Annotated in this window: 21 protein-coding genes; 12 read left to right on the top strand and 9 right to left on the bottom strand. The window is 60.4% G+C overall.

Features of this window, described 5'->3' with window-relative positions; translation table 11 throughout:
- Positions 1-114 precede the first annotated feature (114 nt).
- Together rhlB and U862_RS0120605 are read right to left on the bottom strand one after the other, a co-directional pair.
- Entirely contained in the window at positions 115-1,581 is a 1,467-nt protein-coding gene (gene rhlB, locus U862_RS0120600; RefSeq protein ID WP_025112148.1) for an ATP-dependent RNA helicase RhlB, read from the bottom strand.
- Positions 1,582-1,677: 96 nt separating this feature from the next.
- Entirely contained in the window at positions 1,678-2,334 is a 657-nt protein-coding gene (locus U862_RS0120605; protein WP_025112149.1) for an alpha/beta hydrolase, read from the bottom strand.
- A gap of 468 nt (positions 2,335-2,802) precedes the next feature.
- Here U862_RS0120605 and U862_RS0120610 point away from each other — a divergent pair, with 468 nt between their 5' ends.
- The 9 genes from U862_RS0120610 (at position 2,803) to U862_RS0120650 (ending at position 11,415) form a co-directional block, all read left to right on the top strand.
- Positions 2,803-3,834, top strand: a complete 1,032-nt coding sequence (locus tag U862_RS0120610) for an amino acid ABC transporter substrate-binding protein (protein WP_025112150.1) — start codon at positions 2,803-2,805, stop codon at positions 3,832-3,834.
- Positions 3,835-3,899: 65 nt separating this feature from the next.
- Entirely contained in the window at positions 3,900-5,081 is a 1,182-nt protein-coding gene (locus U862_RS0120615; RefSeq protein WP_025112151.1) for an amino acid ABC transporter permease, read from the top strand.
- Between the two features lie 10 nt (positions 5,082-5,091).
- The gene (locus tag U862_RS0120620) at positions 5,092-6,189 is read left to right on the top strand and encodes an amino acid ABC transporter permease (protein ID WP_025112152.1); all 1,098 of its coding nucleotides are present in this window, start codon (positions 5,092-5,094) and stop codon (positions 6,187-6,189) included.
- 13 nt (positions 6,190-6,202) lie between these two features.
- A complete protein-coding gene (locus U862_RS0120625) occupies positions 6,203-6,967 on the top strand; it encodes an amino acid ABC transporter ATP-binding protein (RefSeq protein ID WP_003221897.1) in 765 nt (254 codons plus the stop codon).
- Between the two features lie 452 nt (positions 6,968-7,419).
- The gene (locus U862_RS0120630; RefSeq protein ID WP_025112153.1) at positions 7,420-8,079 is read left to right on the top strand and encodes a FadR/GntR family transcriptional regulator; all 660 of its coding nucleotides are present in this window, start codon (positions 7,420-7,422) and stop codon (positions 8,077-8,079) included.
- On the top strand, positions 8,069-9,355 hold the full coding sequence (locus U862_RS0120635; protein ID WP_025112154.1) for a CynX/NimT family MFS transporter: 1,287 nt from the start codon (positions 8,069-8,071) through the stop codon (positions 9,353-9,355). The genes U862_RS0120630 and U862_RS0120635 overlap by 11 nt, the downstream gene beginning before the upstream one ends.
- A gap of 227 nt (positions 9,356-9,582) precedes the next feature.
- Positions 9,583-10,053, top strand: a complete 471-nt coding sequence (locus tag U862_RS0120640) for a nuclear transport factor 2 family protein (RefSeq protein ID WP_025112155.1) — start codon at positions 9,583-9,585, stop codon at positions 10,051-10,053.
- 39 nt (positions 10,054-10,092) lie between these two features.
- Positions 10,093-10,395, top strand: coding sequence for a GIY-YIG nuclease family protein (locus tag U862_RS0120645; protein WP_025112156.1), 303 nt, complete (start codon positions 10,093-10,095; stop codon positions 10,393-10,395).
- An 84-nt stretch (positions 10,396-10,479) separates the two neighbouring features.
- On the top strand, positions 10,480-11,415 hold the full coding sequence (locus tag U862_RS0120650; RefSeq protein ID WP_025112157.1) for a glutathione S-transferase family protein: 936 nt from the start codon (positions 10,480-10,482) through the stop codon (positions 11,413-11,415).
- Positions 11,416-11,481: 66 nt separating this feature from the next.
- On the opposite strand, the gene U862_RS0120655 is transcribed toward U862_RS0120650, so the two are convergent.
- Together U862_RS0120655 and yejK are read right to left on the bottom strand one after the other, a co-directional pair.
- Positions 11,482-11,832, bottom strand: a complete 351-nt coding sequence (locus U862_RS0120655; RefSeq protein WP_025112158.1) for a glutaredoxin family protein — start codon at positions 11,830-11,832, stop codon at positions 11,482-11,484.
- Positions 11,832-12,836, bottom strand: coding sequence for a nucleoid-associated protein YejK (gene yejK / locus U862_RS0120660; RefSeq protein WP_016984999.1), 1,005 nt, complete (start codon positions 12,834-12,836; stop codon positions 11,832-11,834). The genes U862_RS0120655 and yejK overlap by 1 nt, the downstream gene beginning before the upstream one ends.
- 396 nt (positions 12,837-13,232) lie before the next feature.
- Here yejK and U862_RS0120665 point away from each other — a divergent pair, with 396 nt between their 5' ends.
- The gene (locus tag U862_RS0120665) at positions 13,233-13,514 is read left to right on the top strand and encodes an HU family DNA-binding protein (protein ID WP_003221909.1); all 282 of its coding nucleotides are present in this window, start codon (positions 13,233-13,235) and stop codon (positions 13,512-13,514) included.
- A 207-nt stretch (positions 13,515-13,721) separates the two neighbouring features.
- On the opposite strand, the gene rlmF is transcribed toward U862_RS0120665, so the two are convergent.
- The 5 genes from rlmF to U862_RS0120690 all read right to left on the bottom strand — a co-directional run bounded on the left by rlmF (position 13,722) and on the right by U862_RS0120690 (position 20,339).
- Positions 13,722-14,741 (bottom strand): 23S rRNA (adenine(1618)-N(6))-methyltransferase RlmF, encoded by a 1,020-nt coding sequence (gene rlmF, locus U862_RS0120670; protein WP_025112159.1) that lies wholly within the window; start codon positions 14,739-14,741, stop codon positions 13,722-13,724.
- Between the two features lie 233 nt (positions 14,742-14,974).
- Positions 14,975-17,821, bottom strand: coding sequence for a valine--tRNA ligase (locus U862_RS0120675; RefSeq protein WP_025112160.1), 2,847 nt, complete (start codon positions 17,819-17,821; stop codon positions 14,975-14,977).
- Between the two features lie 134 nt (positions 17,822-17,955).
- Positions 17,956-18,351 (bottom strand): hypothetical protein, encoded by a 396-nt coding sequence (locus U862_RS0120680; protein ID WP_025112161.1) that lies wholly within the window; start codon positions 18,349-18,351, stop codon positions 17,956-17,958.
- Positions 18,352-18,359: 8 nt separating this feature from the next.
- Positions 18,360-18,788, bottom strand: a complete 429-nt coding sequence (locus U862_RS0120685; protein ID WP_025112162.1) for a DNA polymerase III subunit chi — start codon at positions 18,786-18,788, stop codon at positions 18,360-18,362.
- 60 nt (positions 18,789-18,848) lie between these two features.
- Entirely contained in the window at positions 18,849-20,339 is a 1,491-nt protein-coding gene (locus U862_RS0120690; RefSeq protein ID WP_025112163.1) for a leucyl aminopeptidase, read from the bottom strand.
- 308 nt (positions 20,340-20,647) lie between these two features.
- Between U862_RS0120690 and lptF the strand changes: the two genes are divergently transcribed.
- Both lptF and lptG read left to right on the top strand, forming a co-directional pair.
- Complete coding sequence (gene lptF / locus U862_RS0120695; RefSeq protein ID WP_025112164.1) at positions 20,648-21,769, top strand: LPS export ABC transporter permease LptF; 1,122 nt, start codon at positions 20,648-20,650, stop codon at positions 21,767-21,769.
- Positions 21,762-22,823: an LPS export ABC transporter permease LptG gene (lptG, locus tag U862_RS0120700; protein WP_025112165.1), complete on the top strand. Its 1,062-nt coding sequence runs from the start codon at positions 21,762-21,764 to the stop codon at positions 22,821-22,823. The genes lptF and lptG overlap by 8 nt, the downstream gene beginning before the upstream one ends.
- The last annotated feature ends 168 nt before the right edge of the window (positions 22,824-22,991 follow it).

Consider the following 22,991-nt stretch of genomic DNA (forward strand, 5'->3'; position numbering starts at 1 on the left):
AATAAACTAATTAGTCTATTATGGACTTTTAGTTGTCTCTCGCAAGCACCTGATGAAACGCCGGGCGAAAAAAAAGCGCAGTCGTTGTCGGCTGCGCTTTCTTTCAAACGTCGCTTACTGCGGACGCTTGCGCTCAACTGCACGCAACAGATGCGTCGGCGGCGTTTCGCAGCTGATCTTGCGACCGAGCTTCTCTTCGATGGACGGCAACTGGTAGGAGTCGTCCTCACCGGCGAAGCTGATCGATACGCCGTCGGCGCCTGCACGACCGGTACGACCGATGCGGTGCACGTAGTCGTCCGGTACTTCTGGCAGGGTGAAGTTGATCACGTGACTGATGCCGTCGATGTGAATGCCGCGCCCGGCCACGTCGGTCGCGACCAATACGCGGATCTTGCCTTCGCGGAAGCCTTCGAGGGTCTTGATGCGCTTGTGTTGCGGCACGTCGCCCGACAGTTGCGCGGCGTTGATGCCGTCACGCACCAGGCGTTCTTCGATGCGCCGTACTTCGTCCTTGCGGTTGGCAAACACGATCACCCGCTCCCAACCGTTGTCGTTGACCAGGTTGAACAGCAGTTTGTACTTGTCGGCAGCGGCCACGGCGTAGATGTGCTGCTCGACGTTTTCGTTGGCCACGTTGGTGACTTCGATTTCTACGATCGCAGGGTCGGTGGTCCATTGCTTGGCCAGGTTCATCACGTCTTCGGTGAAGGTCGCGGAGAACAGCAGGGTCTGGCGCTCGGACTTCGGCGGGGTTTGGCGAATGATCTGGCGTACTTGCGGGATGAAACCCATGTCGAGCATGCGGTCGGCTTCGTCCAGCACCATCACTTCGACCATGTCCAGGTGCACGTCGCCACGCTGGTTGAAGTCGAGCAGACGGCCCGGGGTAGCGACAAGAATGTCGCAATGGCGGGCTTCGAGGTGCTTGAGCTGCTTGTCGAAGTCCATGCCGCCGACGAACGTCATGACGTTCAGGCCGGTGTACTTGGTCAGGTCAGCGGCGTCCTTGGCGATCTGCACCACCAGCTCGCGGGTCGGCGCGATGATCAGCGCACGGGGTTCGCCCATGTAGCGCTCTTTTGGCGGTGGGGTCTGCAACAGCTGAGTGATGATCGAGATCAGGAACGCGGCCGTCTTGCCGGTACCGGTCTGCGCGCGGCCGATGGCGTCTTTGCCGGCGAGGGTGAAACCCAGCACCTGCGCCTGGATCGGCGTGCAGTACGGAAAGCCCAGGTCCTGGATGGCGTGCATCAGTTCCGGAGCGAGTTTGAAATCGTGGAAGCGGGTTTTGCCTTCCTGGGGTTCGACGACGAAATCTTCGAGTTTCCAGGGAATGACCGGTGCCTTGGGCTTGGGTTCGCGACGCGGGCGGGCCGGTTTCGGCGCTTCGGCGCGGACAGGTTCGGCGGCGGTAGCGGGTTGCGGCTCAGGCTTGGGTGTCGCTAGCGGAGCCGGATGTTCAGCCTTGGGAGCCTCGCTGCGAGGGCCGGGGGCGTGCGACGGCGCACTGGGAACTGGCGCGAGCTGCTCAGCCTCGCTTTTACCGAACATTTTCTTGAGTGCTTTGAGCACGGTCATCTCATCAATTGGTTAAGGAATGTACGCCGGCCAGTGTAATGCAAGAAGCGGGCTCGGCGTAGTGGGATGATCAAAGGGGTCCGCTCTGCGGCCGAATCAGCGTAGACGCTCGGTCAGCCAGACGCCGATGTCGCGAATTTCTTCGGGTAACACTTCGTGCTCCATTGGGTATTCCTGCCATGTCACGGTGACACCATGCTGCTTTAAATGCTCGTAGGCACTGCGGCCCATGGAGTTTTGCACCACGCCATCGAACTGGCCGTGCAGGCATAACGCCGGAATGCGCTGCTGACTGGCGCAAAGCTCCATTTCGTCGGTAAAGGTCGGGGCATAGGTGGACAGGGCAAGTACGCCACCCAACGGACCTTGCCACTTCAGATAGGCGGTGTGCAGGACGACGGCGCCACCCTGGGAAAACCCGGCGAGGAAAATTCGCGAAGCGTCTATTCCGGCAGCGCGCTGCACATCGATCAGTTTGACGATGCGCTCGGAGGACTCCTCCAACTGTTCACGATCAATCGCCCGCGCCGGGCTCATGGCCTTTATGTCGTACCAGCTCGGCATCGCATAACCACCATTGATGGTCACAGGCAGGGTCGGTGCCTGAGGCAATACAAAGCGCGTGCTCAGCAGGCTTTCCTGCAAGGCTTCGGCTACGGGCAGGAAGTCATAGCGATCAGCGCCGAGGCCGTGCAGCCAGATCACGCAGGCGTCTGCGGGCTTTACGGGTTCAAGAATCAGGGGCTCGGTCATGGCTGCTCCAAAAATGTGCGGGCGCTCTCAATAAGTGCGTGATTTGCGTGCGCGCCCGTTCGATCCGTTAAGAAGATGTCGCAAGGCTACAAGTTTTGCTATTGACCTGTCGCGCAATCGCTTCAGCAAGCGGTGTGGTACGGGCTTTGCTATGGCTCTTTGCGTGCAACCGATCTCGCGTGTGGCGGTAACACTATCAGTGTACGTCGTGCGAAGGGATTGCAAAGAATCCGGTGATGGATGTTCGCCAATGGCCGCTACGGGCAAAGCGAACGTGAAAGGGCTACAGCCCGTTCGGCCGACTGGTGAGAAGTGAGTTGTCCATGATGTGGATTTTCTCCTACTAGACTCATAGCGAAGGTCTTACGTCGGTTGACCCCAAAAAAAGCCAACACGGGTCAACAACGCCTCAAAAGGGTGCGACTGGACTCAAGCTCCGACACAACAAGAGCAAAACTGGAGGTTTGAATGAAGATGTTGAAATCCACTCTGGCGGTCGTGACTGCAGCAGCAGTACTCGGCGTCAGCGGGTTCGCTCAGGCGGGTGCAACCCTGGATGCCGTGCAAAAGAAAGGTTTCGTGCAGTGTGGCGTGAGCGACGGTCTGCCGGGCTTCTCGGTACCGGACGCTTCGGGCAAGATCCTCGGGATCGACGCTGACGTCTGCCGCGCTGTGGCCGCTGCCGTATTCGGCGACGCAACCAAGGTCAAGTTCAGCCAGTTGAACGCCAAGGAGCGCTTCACCGCGCTGCAGTCCGGCGAAATCGACCTGCTCTCGCGCAACACCACCATGACCAGCTCGCGTGATGCCGGCATGGGTCTGAAATTCCCGGGCTTCATCACTTACTACGACGGCGTGGGCTTCCTGGCCAACAACAAGCTGGGCGTGAAAAGTGCCAAGGAACTGGACGGTGCAACCATCTGCATCCAGGCCGGTACTACTACCGAACTGAACGTATCCGACTACTTCCGCGCCAACGGCCTGAAGTACACCCCGATCACGTTCGACACCTCCGATGAAAGCGCCAAGTCGCTGGAATCCGGTCGTTGCGACGTGCTGACCTCCGACAAGTCGCAGCTCTACGCACAACGCAGCAAACTGGCCTCGCCAAAAGACTACGTGGTGCTGCCGGAAACCATTTCCAAGGAGCCACTGGGCCCGGTCGTGCGTAACGGCGACGACGAGTGGCTGGCGATCGTTCGCTGGGTTGGCTACGCGCTGCTGAACACTGAAGAAGCCGGCGTGACGTCGAAAAACGTACTGGAAGAAGCCAAGTCCACCAAGAACCCGGACGTTGCTCGTCTGCTGGGCGCTGACGGTGAATATGGCAAGGACCTGAAACTGCCGAAGGACTGGGTTGTGAAAATCGTTTCGCAGGTCGGTAACTACGGTGAAATCTTCGAGAAAAACCTCGGCAAGAGCACTCCGCTGGAAATCGACCGTGGCCTGAACGCGCTGTGGACCAACGGCGGCATTCAGTACGCACCACCAGTGCGCTAATGGTTCTATCACCCGGCGGGCCAACCGCCGGGTGATGTTCTGTTCCATTTTTTCCGGGGCACTTCATGCAAAATTCAATCGGCGCACCAAAGCAGAGGTTCAGCCTCAGCGATCCGCGAGTGCGTGCGTGGCTGTTTCAGATCATCACTGTCGTGGCGGTGGTCGCCATGGGCTGGTATCTGTTCGATAACACTCAGACCAACCTGCAGCACCGGGGCATCACCTCCGGTTTCAGCTTTCTGGAGCGTAGTGCCGGATTCGGCATCGCTCAGCACCTGATCTCCTACACCGAAGCGGACAGTTACTCGCGGGTGTTCGTGATCGGTTTGCTCAACACTCTGCTGGTCACTTTCATCGGCGTGATCCTGGCGACCCTGCTGGGCTTCCTCATCGGTGTGGCGCGGCTGTCGCCGAACTGGATCATCAGCAAACTGGCGACCGTGTATGTGGAAGTATTCCGCAACATTCCGCCGCTGCTGCAGATTCTGTTCTGGTACTTCGCGGTATTCCTGACCATGCCGGGACCGCGCAACAGCCACAACTTCGGCGACACTTTCTTCGTCAGCAGCCGTGGCCTGAACATGCCGGCCGCGCAAATGGCTGACGGCTTCTGGGCGTTCTTCATCAGCGTGGTGCTGGCCATCGTCGCCATCGTGTTGATGTGCCGCTGGGCCAACAAGCGTTTCGAAGACACCGGCGTACCGTTCCACAAGTTCTGGACCGGCCTGGCGATCCTGTTGGTGCTCCCGACCTTGTGCGCGCTGCTCTTCGGAGCACCGTTGCATTGGGAATTGCCGCAACTCAAGGGCTTCAACTTCGTCGGTGGCTGGGTACTGATCCCGGAACTGCTTGCGCTGACCCTGGCGTTGACCGTGTACACCGCAGCGTTCATCGCTGAAATCGTGCGCTCGGGGATCAAGTCGGTCAGCCACGGCCAGACCGAAGCGGCCCGTTCGCTCGGCCTGCGCAACGGCCCGACCTTGCGCAAGGTGATCATTCCACAAGCGCTGCGGGTGATTATTCCGCCACTGACCAGCCAATACCTGAACCTGGCGAAAAACTCTTCGCTGGCCGCCGGTATCGGCTACCCGGAAATGGTTTCGTTGTTCGCCGGCACCGTGCTCAACCAGACCGGCCAGGCTATCGAAGTCATTGCCATCACCATGAGCGTGTACCTGGCGATCAGTATCAGCATTTCCTTGCTGATGAACTGGTACAACAAGCGCATTGCGCTGATCGAGCGGTGAGGAAACGCGCATGACAACCCATACTTTCAAACCCGACATGCCCCCACCGAGCAGCAGCATCGGCGTGGTGGCGTGGATGCGCGCGAACATGTTCTCCAGCTGGCTCAACACCCTGCTGACGCTGTTTGCGTTCTACCTGATCTACCTGGTGGTTCCGCCGATTCTCAGCTGGGCGGTCTTCGACGCCAACTGGGTGGGCACCACTCGCGCCGACTGCACCAAGGACGGCGCCTGCTGGGTGTTCATTCAGCAGCGTTTCGGCCAGTTCATGTACGGCTACTACCCGACCGAGCTGCGCTGGCGCGTAGACCTCACCGTTTGGCTGGCAGTAATCGGCGTGGCGCCACTGTTCATCTCACGCTTCCCGCGTAAAGCGGTGTACGGCCTGAGCTTCCTGGTGATCTACCCGATCGTTGCGTACTTCCTGCTGCACGGCGGCGTCTTTGGTTTAACGACCGTGGCGACCAGCCAGTGGGGCGGGCTGATGCTGACGCTGGTGATCGCCACCGTGGGTATCGCCGGTGCGTTGCCGCTGGGGATCATCCTGGCGCTGGGCCGGCGCTCGAACATGCCGGCGATTCGCGTGGTCTGCGTGACGTTCATCGAGTTCTGGCGGGGCGTGCCGTTGATCACCGTGCTGTTCATGTCGTCGGTGATGCTGCCGCTGTTCCTGCCCGAAGGCATGAACTTCGACAAGTTGCTGCGCGCACTGATCGGCGTGATCCTGTTCCAGTCGGCCTATGTGGCTGAGGTGGTGCGCGGCGGTCTGCAAGCGATCCCCAAAGGTCAGTACGAAGCCGCTGCCGCAATGGGCCTCGGTTACTGGCGCGCGATGGGCCTGGTGATTCTGCCGCAGGCTCTGAAGCTGGTGATTCCGGGCATCGTCAACACGTTCATTGCGCTGTTCAAGGACACTAGCCTGGTGATCATCATCGGCCTGTTTGACCTGCTCAACAGCGTCAAGCAAGCCGCTGCCGATCCGAAATGGCTGGGCATGGCCACCGAAGGCTACGTGTTCGCCGCCCTGGTGTTCTGGATTTTCTGTTTTGGTATGTCGCGCTATTCCATGCATCTGGAACGCAAGCTCGACACTGGCCACAAGCGTTAGGAGTTCTCTGTAAATGAGCGAAGCAATCAAAAAGCCTGTGGGCCCTGAAGGCATTATTCAGATGCAGGGCGTGAACAAGTGGTACGGCCAGTTCCACGTGCTGAAAGACATCAACCTCAACGTCAAACAGGGCGAGCGTATCGTGCTGTGCGGCCCGTCGGGTTCCGGCAAGTCGACCACCATTCGTTGCCTCAATCGCCTGGAAGAACACCAGCAGGGCCGCATCGTCGTCGATGGCGTGGAACTGACCAACGACCTCAAGCAGATCGAAGCGATCCGCCGCGAAGTCGGCATGGTGTTCCAGCACTTCAATCTGTTCCCGCACCTGACCATCCTGCAGAACTGCACGCTGGCGCCGATGTGGGTGCGCAAGATGCCCAAGCGCAAGGCCGAGGAAATTGCCATGCATTACCTGGAACGCGTACGCATTCCGGAGCAGGCGCATAAATTCCCGGGGCAACTGTCCGGCGGCCAGCAACAGCGTGTGGCAATCGCCCGTGCGCTGTGCATGAAACCGAAAATCATGCTGTTCGACGAACCGACCTCGGCACTCGACCCGGAGATGGTCAAAGAAGTACTCGACACCATGATCGGCCTCGCTGAAGACGGCATGACCATGCTCTGCGTGACCCACGAAATGGGCTTCGCCCGCACCGTGGCCAATCGCGTGATCTTCATGGACAAGGGCGAGATCGTTGAGCAGGCGGCGCCGAATGACTTCTTCGACAATCCACAGAACGACCGGACGAAGCTGTTCCTGAGTCAGATTCTGCATTGATTGCCTGGAGGCTGGTTTAACAACAAAGCCCCGTCGGATGACCGGCGGGGCTTTTTTCATGGGCGTGACTGCGTACGGCCAGTAGTTGACGGTTTTTCTCCAAGGCAAAAGGGCGGCTGTGCTGCATACCGAAATTGATTTCTACCATGAGTTTTTCATTCTTCCTTTGAACTAAATGACGGACCAAATCGCCCGCGGATTAATTTCCAAAGTCTGAAGTCCTATGGCTGTGAGTGATGTCGGCAAATATTCCTTTGCGATGTGGGAAATAACTTCGCAGGTGAATGATTTTTCTACTCGGCGAGTAGGACCGACGTCTTCGACACTCCGAAAAAGATCGGAAGCAAAGGGTTCTTGGAGCCTCCTCCTGGCCATAAGTGGTTGCCGTCCTGCACACAGCTGACTACCATGTCAGAAAATTCATCCTATGATTGGATGAAAGGGCGAATCCTATGTCAGACATTTCACCTTTGATTAAGCGATCCCTGGTCGATCAGGCCCTGGATCAATTACGTCAACGCATCACCGATGGCGTGTGGCAGGTTGGCGAACGTCTGCCGACCGAGCCCGAGCTTTGCGCTGAGCTGGGCATCAGTCGCAACACCGTACGGGAGGCCATGCGCGTACTGGCGTTTTCCGGACTGATCGAAATCCGTCAGGGCGATGGCAGTTACTTGCGGGCGGTGGTCGATCCGATGGACACGCTCAAGGCGTTGTCCCGTTGCTCGCTTGAACAGGCGCGCGAGACCCGGCACATCCTCGAAGTCGAGGCGATCGGCCTGGCGGCGTTGCGCCGCACGGATGATGATCTGGTTGCTTTGCGTGAAGCGCTCGGCACCAGTGGCAGCCACTACCACGGCGATCTCGACACTTACATTTCCTGCGATCTGGTGTTCCACCGCCGTCTGGTGGATGCCGCGCACAACCCGACTCTCAGCGAGTTGTATCGCTATTTTTCCAGCATCGTCGGCGCGCAATTGCGCCAGACGCTGAACATCGTCCCGCGCCGTCAGGAAGTGTTCGACTTGCACATCGAGCTGCTCGATGCCGTCGAACAACGCGACCCGGAGCGGGCCAAAGCCATATCGAGGCAGTTGATCAATGAACCTTGAAAGCGAGAAAAACCTGTCCATCCCCAAAAGAACAGCCGAGCTTGAAGAGCTGCTGATCGACGCCGAGGCCGATGACGAGCAAGTGCAGCAAAGCCATCCGCTGGTGCGCCGGCCGTGGCTGTTGCTGTTGGGGCTGATCCTGGTGGCACTGAACCTGCGTCCGGCGCTGTCGAGCATGGCGCCGCTGCTCAGCGAAGTGTCGAAAAGCCTTGGCCTGTCTGCCGCGCAGGCCGGTCTGCTGACCACTTTGCCGGTGCTGTGCCTTGGTTTGTTCGCACCGCTGGCGCCGATTCTGGCGCGACGTTTCGGCGCCGAGCGGGTGGTGCTCGGCATCCTGCTGACGCTGGCCGGAGGGATCATCCTGCGCAGCAACTTCGGTGAGATCGGCCTGTTCGCCGGCAGTGTGCTGGGCGGTGCAAGCATCGGCATTATCGGTGTGCTGCTGCCGGGTATCGTCAAACGCGACTTCGCCAAACACGCTGGAACCATGACCGGCGTCTATACCATGGCCCTGTGCCTGGGGGCGGCGATGGCGGCGGGTTCGACCGTGCCGTTGAGCGAACACTTCGACAATAGCTGGGCGCTGGGCCTGGGCTTCTGGGTGATTCCGGCGCTGGTGGCGGCGGTGTTCTGGCTGCCGCAAGTCGGGCAAAAGCATGGCGCGCACAACGTGGCCTATCGCGTGCGCGGGCTGCTGCGCGATCCGCTGGCCTGGCAAGTGACCTTGTACATGGGCCTGCAATCGTCGCTGGCGTACATCGTGTTTGGCTGGTTGCCGTCGATCCTGATCGGTCGCGGACTGACCCCGACCCAGGCCGGCCTGGTGCTCTCCGGCTCGGTGATCATCCAGCTCGCCAGCTCCCTCGCGGCGCCGTGGCTGGCGACCCGTGGCAAGGATCAGCGCCTGGCGATCGTGGTGGTGATGGCGCTGACCCTCGGTGGTTTGTTCGGTTGCCTGTATGCGCCAATCGAAGGCCTGTGGGGCTGGGCGATTCTGCTGGGGCTGGGGCAGGGCGGTACATTCAGTCTGGCGCTGACCCTGATCGTGCTGCGCTCGCGGGATTCGCACGTCGCAGCGAACCTGTCGAGCATGTCCCAAGGCTTCGGTTACACCCTGGCCTCGATGGGCCCGTTCGCGGTTGGCGTGGTGCATGACTGGACCGGCGGCTGGAACGCGGTGGGCTGGATCTTCGGCATCATTGGCACCGGCGCGATCATCGCCGGGCTGGGTGCCGGCCGGGCGTTGTACGTGCAAGTGCAAAGCGAAAAGATCTGAGGCTGGAAGCGATGTAATTGTCGCAAGGGAACCCTGTGGGAGCGGGCTTGCTCGCGAAGGCGGTGAATCAGTCGTCATCAACGTTGACTGACCCCGCGTATTCGCGAGCAGGTTCGCTCCCACATTGGTTTTGTGTGTTGCTGGTATTCGGTGCGCGAATGCCGATAGTGTTTCTGCGGTCTTCGGCTTATCGTGCTGGCAATCTGTCCACTCTCTGGAGTTTGCCCATGAGCGAAGCCCACGCCGCCCTGATCACCCGCTTCTACCAGGCCTTCCAGCGCCTCGACGCCGAAGCCATGGCCGCCTGCTACACCGATGACGTGGTGTTCAGCGATCCGGCCTTCGGTGAACTGCGCGGGCGCGATGCCGGCGACATGTGGCGCATGCTCACCACCCGCGCCAAGGATTTTTCCCTGACCTTCGATAATGTCCGTGCTGTCGAGCGCAGCGGCGGTGCGCACTGGGTGGCGACGTATCTGTTCAGCCAGACTGGCAACGTGGTGATCAACGATATCCAGGCGCGCTTCGTCTTCCGGGACGGCAAGATCTGCGAGCACCACGACCACTTCGATCTGTGGCGCTGGTCGCGTCAGGCGCTGGGTTTCAAGGGCTTGCTGCTGGGCTGGACGCCGCTGGTACGCAACGCCGTGCGGGCGCAGGCGCTGAAGGGACTGAAGGCATTTCAGGCCAGTCGCTGATAAGATCGCGGCCTGTTTCCTGCACGCCTTGATCTCGAAGTGACCAGCCTTAGCGAAAACCCCGTCGATGTTGTCGAGCCAGTGAGCAAATCCTGGTTCGTCTATCTCGTGCGCGCGGCCAACGGCTCGTTGTATTGCGGGATCAGCGACGACCCGGTGCGCCGTTTCGCCAAGCATCAGAGTGGCAAGGGCGCGCGCTTCTTTCTGTCCAGCCCGGCCATGGCGCTGGTCTACACCGAGCGTTGCCGCGACAAGAGCGATGCCTTGCGTCAGGAACGGCTGATCAAGAAGCTGCGCAAGAGCGCCAAGGAATGCCTGGTCGCGTCTTATCATTCTGACTGATCGGTTCCCATCAGCCAGATCTGTAGGCTCCTAATCAAATGCACGCTAAGCTGCCGACTCACTTTCTGTGCGGCGGAGCCGAGCATGTCCGAGTTGATTCTGCATCATTACCCGACCTCTCCATTTGCCGAAAAGGCTCGCCTGTTGTTGGGTTTCAAAGGCTTGTCCTGGCGCTCGGTGCACATTTCGCCGGTGATGCCCAAGCCGGATCTGACGGCCCTGACCGGTGGCTACCGCAAGACCCCGGTGCTGCAGATCGGCGCTGACATCTATTGCGACACGTCGTTGATTGCGCGTCGCCTGGAGCAGGAAAAAGCCCTACCGGCGTTTTTCCCTGAAGGTCAGGAAATGACCAGTGCCAGCTTCGCGGCGTGGGCCGATTCGTTGGTGTTTCAGAACGCGGTGAGCCTGGTGTTCCAGCCGGAATCGGTGGCTGTGCGTTTCGGCAAATTGCCGCCGGAAGCGATCAAGGCGTTCCTCGCTGACCGTGCCGGTCTGTTCAGCGGGGGCTCGGCGACCAAGCTGACGGCTGAACAGGCCAAGCACCAATGGCCAACCATCATGGCTCGCCTGGAGCAGCAGTTGCAGCGCGAGCAGGGCGACTTCCTGTTCGGCGAGCCGTCGATTGCCGATTTTGCGCTGGCGCATCCGCTGTGGTTCCTCAAGGCGACCCACGTGACGGCGCCGCTGGTGGATGCCTATCCCGCGGTGTCGGCGTGGTTGAGCCGAGTGTTGGGCTTTGGTCATGGCGCGGCGAGTGCGATGACCTCCGAAGAAGCGCTGGAAGTGGCGCGCAACTCGACGCCGGCAGCGTTGCCGAATGAGCAGTTTGTTGATCCTAACGGGTTCAAGGCGGGTCAGCAGGTATCAATTGCCGCGACGGACTACGGAGTTGATCCGGTGGTCGGTGAACTGCTGTTTACCGGTAGCGAAGAGTTGATCATTCGTCGCGAAGACCAGCGTGGCGGCGTGGTGCATGTGCACTTCCCGCGTTTTGGTTTCCGTATCGAAGCCAAGTAACCCACACATGACATGTGGCGAGGGGGCAAGCCCCCTCGCCACAAGATTCTGGGTGTATAGAAAGGGTTATTTCAGCGCGGCGAGAATTTCGTCCGGGTCGAACCCGCGAATCAACGTGCCGTTCACGTCGATCAGCGGAATCCCGCGTCCACCCAGTGCCTCGTACGCCTTGCGCGCTTGGGCATCCTTCTCGATGTCGAACTCCTTGAATGGAATCCCCTTGCTGTCGAGAAAACGCTTGGTCTGCTTGCAGTAGCCGCACCAGTCGGTGGCATAGAGCACGACATTGGCCTGCGCCCGCGTCTGTTGCGAGACCATCTGCGACGGATTGAACAGCCGCTCGATCTTGCCCCAGTTCTGATAGATCACCACCACCAGCAGAACCAGCGCGACCTTCTTCAGCACATTGCCGAGCATCAGTTGCGGCGCTTCAACTGGTCGGTGAGCGAGGTCGGCAGGCCCTTGATGACCAGAGTGCCGGCCTCTTCGTCGTACTCGATCTTGGAGCCCAGCAGGTGCGCTTCAAAGCTGATCGACAGGCCTTCGGCGCGGCCGGTGAAGCGGCGGAACTGGTTGAGGGTGCGTTTATCCGCCGGAATCTCCGGCGACAGGCCGTAATCCTTGTTGCGGATGTGATCGTAGAAAGCTTTCGGGCGCTCCTCGTCGATCAGCTCCGACAGCTCTTCCAGGCCCATCGGCTCGCCCAGCTTGGCCTGGCTGCTGGCGTAATCGACCAGGGTCTTGGTTTTCTCGCGGGCGGAGTCTTCCGGCAGGTCTTCGCTCTCGACGAAGTCGCTGAAGGCCTTGAGCAGGGTGCGGGTCTCGCCTGGACCATCGACACCTTCCTGGCAGCCGATGAAGTCGCGGAAGTATTCCGAGACCTTTTTGCCGTTCTTGCCCTTGATGAACGAGATGTACTGCTTGGACTGCTTGTTGTTCTGCCACTCGGACACATTGATCCGCGCTGCCAGGTGCAGTTGGCCCAAGTCCAGATGGCGCGACGGGGTCACGTCCAGCTCATCGGTCACCGCCACGCCTTCGCTGTGGTGCAGCAGGGCGATTGCCAGGTAATCGGTCATGCCTTGCTGATAGTGGGCGAACAGCACGTGGCCGCCGACCGACAGGTTCGATTCTTCCATCAGCTTCTGCAGATGTTCGACCGCGACTTTGCTGAACGCGGTGAAGTCCTTGCCGCCCTCCATGTACTCCTTCAGCCAGCCGCTGAACGGGAACGCGCCGGATTCCGGGTGGAACAGACCCCAGGCTTTGCCCTGTTTGGCGTTATAGCTCTCGTTGAGGTCGGCGAGCATGTTCTCGATGGCCGCGGACTCAGCAAGTTCTGTGTCACGGGCGTGCAGAACTGCGGGCGTGCCGTCGGGTTTTTTGTCGATCAGGTGGACGATGCAATGACGGATCGGCATGGGCTTCTCGGCTGTTGGAAGGGAGGAGGGCAGGCTCCCCCGAAAAAGCGCCCAGTGTACCGCAACCACTGGTTTTGGCGCGGAGTGAAGGGCAAATCCGGGGCGGGTTGCAGGGCTTATGCAGTTTTTTACCGATTTAGAGCAATAAAGCTGACCAAATGGGTAGCTAGAGGCGGATATTTCCCCGTCTCTGTGCTAGTTTTGCCCGGTCTTACGCGAAGTCACTGCGTTAAGCGTGCATTCAGCATTTGTCAGGTCGAACCAAACCCTGATTTCGGTATCTATAACCCCGACTCGTCGTGGTTATCGCCGAGGGTGCCAGATCCAGAAGATCGGGCTCGATGGCTGACACTGCACTCTGCAATCCATATGAATTTGATAGGGAAGGAACACTACATGGCTCTTACTAAAGACCAACTGATCGCCGACATCGCTGAAGCTATCGACGCGCCGAAAACCACCGCGCGTAACGCTCTGGACCAACTGGGCCAAATCGTTGCCGATCAGCTGGAAAACGGCGGCGAAATCACCTTGCCAGGTATCGGCAAGCTGAAAGTGACCGAGCGTCCTGCCCGCACTGGCCGTAACCCTTCGACTGGCGCTGCCATCGAAATCCCTGCCAAGAAAGTGATCAAGCTGGTTGTGGCCAAAGGCCTGACCGACGCTGTGAACAAGTAAGACGCAGCGATAAAAAAACCGTGCACCGGAGCGATCCGGGCACGGTTTTTTTGTGCCTGCGATTTGCTAACTGAATCACTGGGCCAATGTGGGAGCGGGCTTGCTCGCGAAAGCGGTTTGTCAGTCGACTAAAATGTTGGCTGATCTACCGCATTCGCGAGCAAGCCCGCTCCCACAATTTGAACCTGCGCCGGTCAATAACTGCGGTTAGCGCGTCCAGCGCTCGCGCCGCCAGATCTGCTGCTCGGACTTGGTCTGGAAGGTCCAGGCGACGAAACGGCTCTGTTTCTGCCCCTGAGACATCTCTACCACCTGGCTTTCCAGCACGCCGGCCTTCTTCAGCGCGGTTTCGATGGCTGGCAGGTTCGAGGCTTTCGACACCAGCGTGCTGAACCACAGCACCTTGTGCTGGAAGTTCGCGCTCTCGGCGATCAGTTGCGTCACGAAACGTGCTTCGCCACCTTCACACCACAGCTCGGCCGACTGGCCGCCGAAATTCAGTACTGGCAACTTGCGCTTCGGGTCGGCCTTGCCCAGTGCGCGCCATTTGCGTTCGCTGCCCTTGGTCGCTTCATCCATCGAGGCGTGGAATGGCGGGTTGCACATGGTCAGGTCAAAGCGCTCGCCTGGCTCCAGCAAGCCGATCAGGATGTGCTTGCGGTTTTCCTGCTGGCGCAGCTGGATAACCTTGTTCAGATCGTTGGACTGAACGATGGCTCTGGCGGCAGCCACGGCCGTCGGATCGATCTCCGAGCCGAGGAAATGCCAGCGGTATTCGCTGTTGCCGATCAGTGGATAAACGCAGTTGGCGCCCATGCCGATGTCCAGCACGTTGACGATCGCGCCGCGCGGCACTTTGCCGTCGTTCATGCTCGCCAGCAGGTCAGCGAGGAAGTGCACGTAATCGGCGCGGCCCGGCACCGGTGGGCAAAGGTAGTCCGCCGGGATGTCCCAATGCTGGATGCCGTAGAACGACTTGAGCAACGCCCGGTTGAACACACGCACCGCATCGGGACTTGCGAAGTCGATGCTTTCCTTGCCGTACGGGTTGATGATCACGAACTTCGCCAGTTCCGGCGTGGTTTTGATCAGCGCCGGGAAGTCATAACGACCCTGATGGCGATTGCGCGGGTGCAGGCTGGCCTCTTTACGCGGTTCCACGGGCTTGGCCGGGGTGGCGGAATCAGGCTTCTTGCGCGCGGGGCGAGGTGTACGGGGGGCGTTCATGGGCGTGGTCGATTCGGGTATGGCTGAAAGTGGCGGCTATTGTCCCACATCTAAGGGCAACTCCGTTCAAACTGTGGGAGCGGGCTTGCTCGCGAAGGCGGTTCCACATCCAGCGGATTTGTCGGCGGACACACCGCTTTCGCGAGCAAGCCCGCTCCCACAGGGGATTTTTGGTGATTCTTGAATAAAAAAGGGAGGCCATGGTGGCCTCCCTTTTTCATTGCGGCTTGCCCTTACAGGCTGGAAATCCGCGCGTGCTGCTCGGCCAGCTTGCCCAGGGCCTGTTCGGCCTCGGCCAGTTTGGCGCGTTCCTTCTCGATGACTTCGGCCGGGGCCTTGTCGACGAAACCGGCGTTCGACAGCTTGCCGCCCACCCGCTGGACTTCGCCCTGCAGACGCAGGATTTCCTTGTCCAGACGTGCCAGCTCGGCGCCCTTGTCGATCAGGCCGGCCATTGGCACCAGCACTTCCATCTCGCCAACCAGTGCGGTGGCGGACAGCGGTGCTTCATCGCCAGCGGCCAGAACGGTGATCGATTCCAGACGCGCCAGCTTCTTCAGCAGCGCTTCGTTCTCGGTGAGGCGGCGCTGGTCTTCAGCGCTGACGTTCTTCAGGTAGATCGGCAGCGGCTTGCCCGGGCCGATGTTCATCTCGCCACGAATGTTGCGCGTGCCGAGCATCAGGCCCTTGAGCCATTCGATATCGTCTTCGGCCGCCGGATCGATGCGCTCTTCGTTGGCCACCGGCCAAGGTTGCAGCATGATCGTCTTGCCCTGAATGCCGGCCAGCGGCGCGATGCGCTGCCAGATTTCTTCAGTGATGAACGGCATGAACGGGTGCGCCAGACGCAGCGCCACTTCCAGTACGCGCACCAGCGTGCGACGGGTGCCGCGCTGACGTTCGACCGGTGCGTTTTCGTCCCACAGCACAGGCTTGGACAATTCCAGGTACCAGTCGCAGTACTGGTTCCAGATGAACTCGTACAGCGCTTGCGCGGCGAGGTCGAAGCGGAACTGATCCAGTTGACGGGTCACTTCGGCTTCGGTGCGCTGCAGTTGCGAGATGATCCAGCGATCCGCCAGCGACAGTTCGTAGGCTTCGCCGTTCTGGCCGCAGTCTTCGCCCTTGTCCAGAACATAGCGCGCAGCGTTCCAGATCTTGTTGCAGAAGTTGCGATAGCCTTCGACGCGGCCCATGTCGAACTTGATGTCGCGACCGGTGGAGGCCAGCGAGCAGAAAGTGAAGCGCAGGGCGTCGGTGCCGTAGCTGGCGATGCCGTCGGCGAATTCGTCGCGGGTCTGCTTCTCGATCTTCTTCGCCAGTTTCGGCTGCATCATGCCGGAGGTGCGTTTTTGCACCAGTTCTTCCAGCTCGATGCCGTCGATGATGTCCAGCGGGTCAAGGACGTTGCCCTTGGACTTGGACATCTTCTGACCTTGACCATCACGCACCAGACCGTGCACGTAAACGGTCTTGAACGGAACCTGCGGCGTGCCGTCCTCGTTCTTGATCAGGTGCATCGTCAGCATGATCATCCGGGCAACCCAGAAGAAAATGATGTCGAAACCGGTGACCAGCACGTCGGTGGAGTGGAATTTCTTCAGGAACTCGGTCTTTTCCGGCCAGCCCAGCGTGGAGAAGGTCCACAGGCCCGAACTGAACCAGGTGTCGAGAACGTCGTTGTCCTGTTGCAGCGCAACGTCCGGGCCGAGGTTGTGCTTGGCACGCACTTCGGCTTCGTCGCGACCGACGTAGACCTTGCCCGACTCGTCGTACCAGGCCGGAATCCGGTGGCCCCACCACAGCTGGCGGCTGATGCACCAGTCCTGGATGTCGCGCATCCACGAGAAGTACATGTTTTCGTACTGTTTGGGCACGAACTGGATGCGACCGTCTTCAACGGCAGCAATCGCCGGCTCGGCCAGAGGCTTGGTCGACACGTACCACTGGTCGGTCAGCCAAGGCTCGATGACGGTGCCAGAACGGTCGCCTTTCGGCACTTTCAGGTTGTGATCGTCGACGCTGACCAGCAGGCCGGCGGCATCGAACGCGGCAACAATCTGCTTGCGCGCTTCGAAACGCTCGAGACCGGCGTACTCGGCCGGAATCTTGCCGTCGATGCTGTCGTTCAGCGTGCCGTCGAGGTTGAACACCTGGGCCGCTGGCAGCACGTTGGCGTTCTTGTCGAAGATGTTCAGCAGCGGCAGGTTGTGGCGCTTGCCGACTTCGTAGTCGTTGAAATCGTGGGCCGGGGTGATTTTCACGCAACCGGTGCCGAATTCAGGATCACAGTAATCGTCGGCAATGATCGGGATGCGGCGGCCAACCAGTGGCAGCTCGACGAATTTGCCGATCAGGGCTTTGTAGCGCTCATCGTTCGGGTTAACCGCGACGGCGGAGTCGCCGAGCATGGTTTCCGGACGGGTGGTCGCGACGATCAGGAAATCGTTGCCTTCAGCGGTTTTCGCGCCGTCGGCCAGCGGGTATTTCAAGTTCCACAGGAAACCTTTCTCGTCGTGGTTTTCCACTTCGAGGTCGGAAATCGCCGTGTGCAGCTTGGTGTCCCAGTTGACCAGACGCTTGCCGCGGTAGATCAGGCCGTCTTCGTGCAGGCGCACAAAGGCCTCTTTAACTGCTTCCGAGAGGCCGTCGTCCATGGTGAAGCGCTCGCGGCTCCAGTCCACAGACGAGCCGAGACGGCGGATCTGACGGCTGATGTTGCCGCCGGACTGATCCTTCCACTCCCAGACTTTCTCGAGGAATTTCTCGCGGCCCAGGTCATGACGGTTCTGGCCGGTGGCTTCCAGTTGACGCTCCACCAGCATCTGCGTGGCGATACCGGCGTGGTCGGTGCCCGGCTGCCACAGGGTGTTGCGACCCTGCATGCGACGGAAACGGATCAGGGCGTCCATGATCGCGTTGTTGAAACCGTGGCCCATGTGCAGGCTGCCGGTGACGTTCGGCGGCGGGATCATGATGGTGTAGGAGTCGCCCGCGCCTTGCGGGGCGAAGTAGTTCTCGGACTCCCAGGTGTTGTACCAGGAAGTTTCAATGGCGTGCGGCTGGTAGGTCTTATCCATGCGCGGCGGGACCCTATTGGCATTTATTCAGGAAAAGCCGGGAAGTATAGCGGGGCATGGGGCGCAGGGCGAGCGGGGCGGGTCGGGTGGAGATCTAAAAGTGGGAGCGACCGTGCGACGGCTCCCACTGTCGATTATTCGTACTGGCTGAGAAGCCGTTCCATCCGCGCCTCGAGGCGACGTTTGATTTCGGTTTCGATGTGCGGGGCGAAGTCGTCGATCACGTCTTGCATGATCAGTTGCGCAGCGGCGCGCAGTTCGCTGTCCAGGTGCAGCAGCGCGTCGGGGCCTTTGTCCACAGGCGCGGCGGGTGCGGTGGCGGGCTTCACGACAGGTGCGGGAGGCGGTTCGACGGCGGGAGGCTCAGTGGCGACCGAGTCGAACAGCATCGGAATCTGTTCCTGTTCGCCCTCATCGACCGTATCGGTCAGCAGGGGCGGTTGCAGGTTGTCATCGCCAAGCAACTGACGGATCGACTCGAGATCGTCCAGCAGGTGCGCAGGCTTTTGCAGCGGTTTTGGAGTGTCCATCGGCGTACTCAGAGTCGCTGTAAACGGTGATCTTGCAGAGGATAGCCCTGTTCGCGGTAGAAACGGAAACTCTCCCGTGCCGCCGCGCGAATCGTCGGATCTTCCACCACCACTTCCGCCACCCGGGCGAATTTGCTGGCGAAGGCCGGGACTTTCAGGTCGAGGTTGATCAGCAGGTCCTGATGCGCGCCACAGTCAGCGCCCACTCCCAGCACGATCAAACCGTCCGGTTCGCTGTCGGCAGGGCCGTGAGGAACGAAGGTTTCGCCCTTGAACGCCCACAGCCGGGCATCGAGGTCGTCACGCTGGGCAACATCGCTGCAATGCAGGTAGATGCGGTGCCCCATGCGCCAGGCTTTGTCGGCAAGCTTGCAGGCAAAGTCCAGGCGAGCCGAAGGATCGGCGCTGGGCAGGATATAGAAGTCGACTTTGGTCATTGCAGTTCCTGAGCCTTGAACGGCGTCACCGCAAAGTGACGCCGCCCAGGTTCATCGGTTTCAGGCTTTGGCGCGGTCCAGCAGGTATTGGGTCAGCAGTGGAACCGGACGGCCGGTGGCGCCCTTGTCCTTGCCGCCGCTGGTCCAGGCAGTGCCTGCGATGTCCAGGTGCGCCCAGTTGAGGTTCTTGGTGAAGCGCGACAGGAAGCACGCAGCGGTGATGGTGCCGGCTTTCGGGCCGCCAATGTTGGCGATGTCGGCGAACGGGCTGTCCAGCTGTTCCTGATATTCATCGAACAGCGGCAGTTGCCAGGCGCGGTCGTCGGCAGCCTTGCCGGCGCTGAGCAGTTGGTTGATCAACTCGTCGTTGTTGCCCAGCAGGCCGGAAGTGTGCGCGCCCAGTGCCACGACGCAGGCGCCGGTCAGGGTGGCGATGTCGATCACCGCTTGCGGCTTGAAACGCTCGGAGTAGGTCAGCGCGTCGCACAGCACCAGACGACCTTCAGCGTCGGTGTTGAGGATTTCCACGGTCTGGCCGCTCATGGTGGTCACGATGTCGCCCGGACGCGAAGCGTTGCCGCTTGGCATGTTTTCCGCACAGGCGAGGATGCACACTAGATTGATCGGCAGTTTCAGTTCGAGCACGGCACGCAGCGTACCGAACACGGACGCAGCGCCGCCCATGTCGTACTTCATCTCGTCCATGCCGGCGCCCGGCTTCAGGCTGATGCCGCCGGTGTCAAAGGTGATGCCTTTGCCGACCAGCGCGTAAGGCTTCTCGGACTTCTTGCCGCCGTTGTATTGCATGACGATCAGGCGCGGTGGCTGGGCGCTGCCCTGGCCGACGGCGTAGAACGAGCCCATGCCCAGTGACTTGATCTTCTTCTCGTCGAGGACTTCGACTTTCAGATCCTTGAACTCTTTGCCCAGGTTCTTCGCTTGCTCGCCCAGGAACGTCGGGTGGCAGATGTTCGGCGGCAGGTTGCCCAGGTCGCGGGTGAAGGCCATGCCGTTGGCGATGGCGGTCGCGTGGTTCACGGCGCGCTGCACTTCGGCCTGAGCGGCTTTGATGGTCAGCAAGGTGATTTTCTTCAGCGCACGCGGTTCGGCTTTCTGGCTCTTGAACTGGTCGAAGCTGTATTCGCCATCCACCAGCGTTTCGGCCAGCAGACGGGTCTTGCCGTAGCTGTCGCGGTTTTTGACAATGACTTCATCCAATGCCAGTACGGCGTCGGTGCCGCCCAGACCCTTCAGGGTGTTGAGGATGCCGGCCACGATCTTGCGGAACGGACGGTCGCCCAGTTCTTCATCCTTGCCCACGCCGACCAGCAGCACGCGCTCGGCTTTCAGATTCGGCAGGCTGTGCAGCAGCAGGCTCTGGCCGACCTTGCCGGCCAGGTCGCCATGCTTGAGCACGGCGCTGATCGCGCCACCGCTCAGTTCATCGACCTGCTTGGCGGCGACGCCGAGTTTGCGGCCTTCGCCGACGGCAACCACCAGGGTGGCGGTTTTCAACGTTTCTGGGCTAACGCTTTTTACAACCAGTTCCATGTCCGGATCCCTGAATGAATGGTCAACACACAGGCGTTCGACGGTGGCCGCAGTCGCCTGCTTATAGATAGAAGAGGCGCAGGCCAGTGCCTGCGACAAAGGCGGCAGTTTGAACCTCGCTCACCGCGCCTGACAACCCTCGGTTGTATGATCTTCAACGGAATGCACGCTTGGGTGAGTGTGCGCAGTGACAGGCGCCCTCAATCACAGGATAATGCCGCATCTTTTTTCGACGGCTCTGCATTGCGGGCCGGTCGAGACGTTTGCTTGTTTGGCCGCCTTAGCCTGACAACCCTGGAGTGTCTGGTTTGATCGTCTTCCGTTATCTGTCCCGTGAAGTGATGTTGACCCTGAGCGCCGTCAGCGCCGTGCTGCTGGTCATCATCATGAGCGGTCGCTTCATCAAATACCTTGCCCAGGCCGCTGCGGGCCAACTCGATCCGGGATCTCTGTTCCTGATCATGGGTTACCGTCTGCCGGGGTTCATGCAACTGATCCTGCCGCTGGGCCTGTTTCTCGGGATCCTGCTGGCTTATGGCCGGTTGTACCTCGAAAGCGAAATGACCGTGCTCTCGGCCACCGGCATGAGTCAGCAGCGTCTGCTGCGCATGACCCTGTTTCCGGCGACGCTGGTGGCGCTGGTGGTGGCGTGGTTGAGCCTGAGCCTGGCCCCGCAAGGTGCCAATCAGTTCCAGCTGCTGCTGAACAAGCAGGATGCCCTGACCGAATTCGATACCCTCGAGCCGGGCCGTTTCCAGGCGCTGCGCGACGGCACCCGGGTGACCTACACCGAGACCCTGACCGACGACCGCGTCAACCTCAGCGGCGTATTCATCTCGCAGAAGAACCTGGGCGCCAATCAGAAGGACCGCGGGATTTCCGTGCTGGTGGCCGAGAAGGGCCGTCAGGAAATCCACCCGGACGGTAACCGCTATCTGATCCTGCACAATGGCTATCGTTATGACGGCAGCCCGGGACAGGCCGATTATCGCGCGATCAAATACGAGACCTATGGCGTATTGCTGCCCAAGCCCGATGCCAGCGACGAAGTCACCGACCGTGACGCGATGCCGACCTCGACCTTGCTGAGCAACGACGACGAGCGGTCCAAGGCTGAACTGCAATGGCGTCTTTCGCTGCCATTGCTGGTATTTATCGTGACCCTGATGGCGGTGCCGCTGTCGCGGGTCAATCCGCGTCAGGGCCGTTTCCTGAAGCTGCTGCCGGCGATTCTTCTTTATATGGCTTACCTGACCATCCTGATTGCCGCCCGCGGCGCCCTCGAAAAAGGCAAGATCCCACCGGCCCTTGGCCTGTGGTGGGTGCACGGGATCTTCCTGGTCATCGGTCTGGGCCTGCTGTATTGGGAGCCGTTGCGCCTGAAGCTGGCCAGTCGTCGCAGCGCTGCGCTGGAGGTGGCCCGTGGTTAAACTCGACCGCTACATCGGCAGCAGCGTATTCATGGCGATCATCGCCGTGCTGGCGATCATCCTGGGTCTGGCGACCCTGTTTGCCTTCATCGACGAGATGAGCGACGTCAGCGATACCTATACGCTGACCGACGTTTTGAGCTTCGTTATCCTTACCGCGCCACGCCGCCTCTATGAAATGCTGCCGATGGCCGCACTGATCGGCTGCCTGATCGGTCTTGGCAGCCTGGCCAGCAGCAGCGAGCTGACGGTCATGCGTGCCGCTGGCGTGTCCATCGGGCGTATCGTCTGGGCGGTCATGAAACCGATGCTGGTGCTGATGCTGGCCGGCGTGTTGATCGGCGAGTACGTGGCGCCGGCTACCGAAAGCATGGCTCAGGCCAATCGCTCGCTGGCGCAAGGCAGCGGCGACGCGCAGAGCGCCAAACATGGCATGTGGCACCGTCAGGGTGAGGAGTTCATCCATATCAACGCCGTGCAACCCAACGGCCTGTTGTATGGCGTGACCCGCTATCACTTCGACAAGGAGCGTCACCTGCTGAGCTCCAGCTTCGCCAAGCGCGCGGAGTTCGATGGCAGCCGCTGGCAACTCACCGACGTGACCACCACGGTCTTCCATGAGCGCAGCACCGAAGTGCTGAACGCCCCGAGCGAGCAGTGGGACGTGTCGCTGAGCCCGCAACTGCTCAACACGGTAGTGATGGCTCCGGAGTCGCTGTCGATTTCCGGTCTGTGGGGCTACATCCACTATCTGGCGGACCAGGGCCTGAGCAACGGCCGTTACTGGCTGGCATTTTGGGTCAAGGTGTTGCAGCCGCTGGTCACCGCCGCGCTGGTGCTGATGGCGATCTCCTTCATCTTCGGCCCGTTGCGCTCGGTAACCCTCGGTCAGCGGGTGTTCACCGGCGTGCTGGTGGGCTTCACCTTCCGCATCGTCCAGGATTTGCTCGGCCCATCGAGCCTGGTGTTCGGTTTCTCGCCGCTGTTCGCGGTGCTGGTGCCGGCCACGGTCTGTGCGCTGGCGGGTGTCTGGCTATTGCGACGGGCCGGTTGATGGCCGTGTTGTTGCCAATGCTTTAACCACGAAAACGCCTCGGTCGACAGATCGGGGCGTTTTCGTATGCAATCCGGGTGACAGGCGAACGTGACGCTTGCGCCGTGTATCAGGTACAATTCCCGGCTATTTTTCGGCGGGCCAAGCCTGCAGCCTTTTTGAGTGTTG

This window comes from Pseudomonas sp. H1h, from assembly GCF_000633255.1.
Classification (GTDB): domain Bacteria; phylum Pseudomonadota; class Gammaproteobacteria; order Pseudomonadales; family Pseudomonadaceae; genus Aquipseudomonas.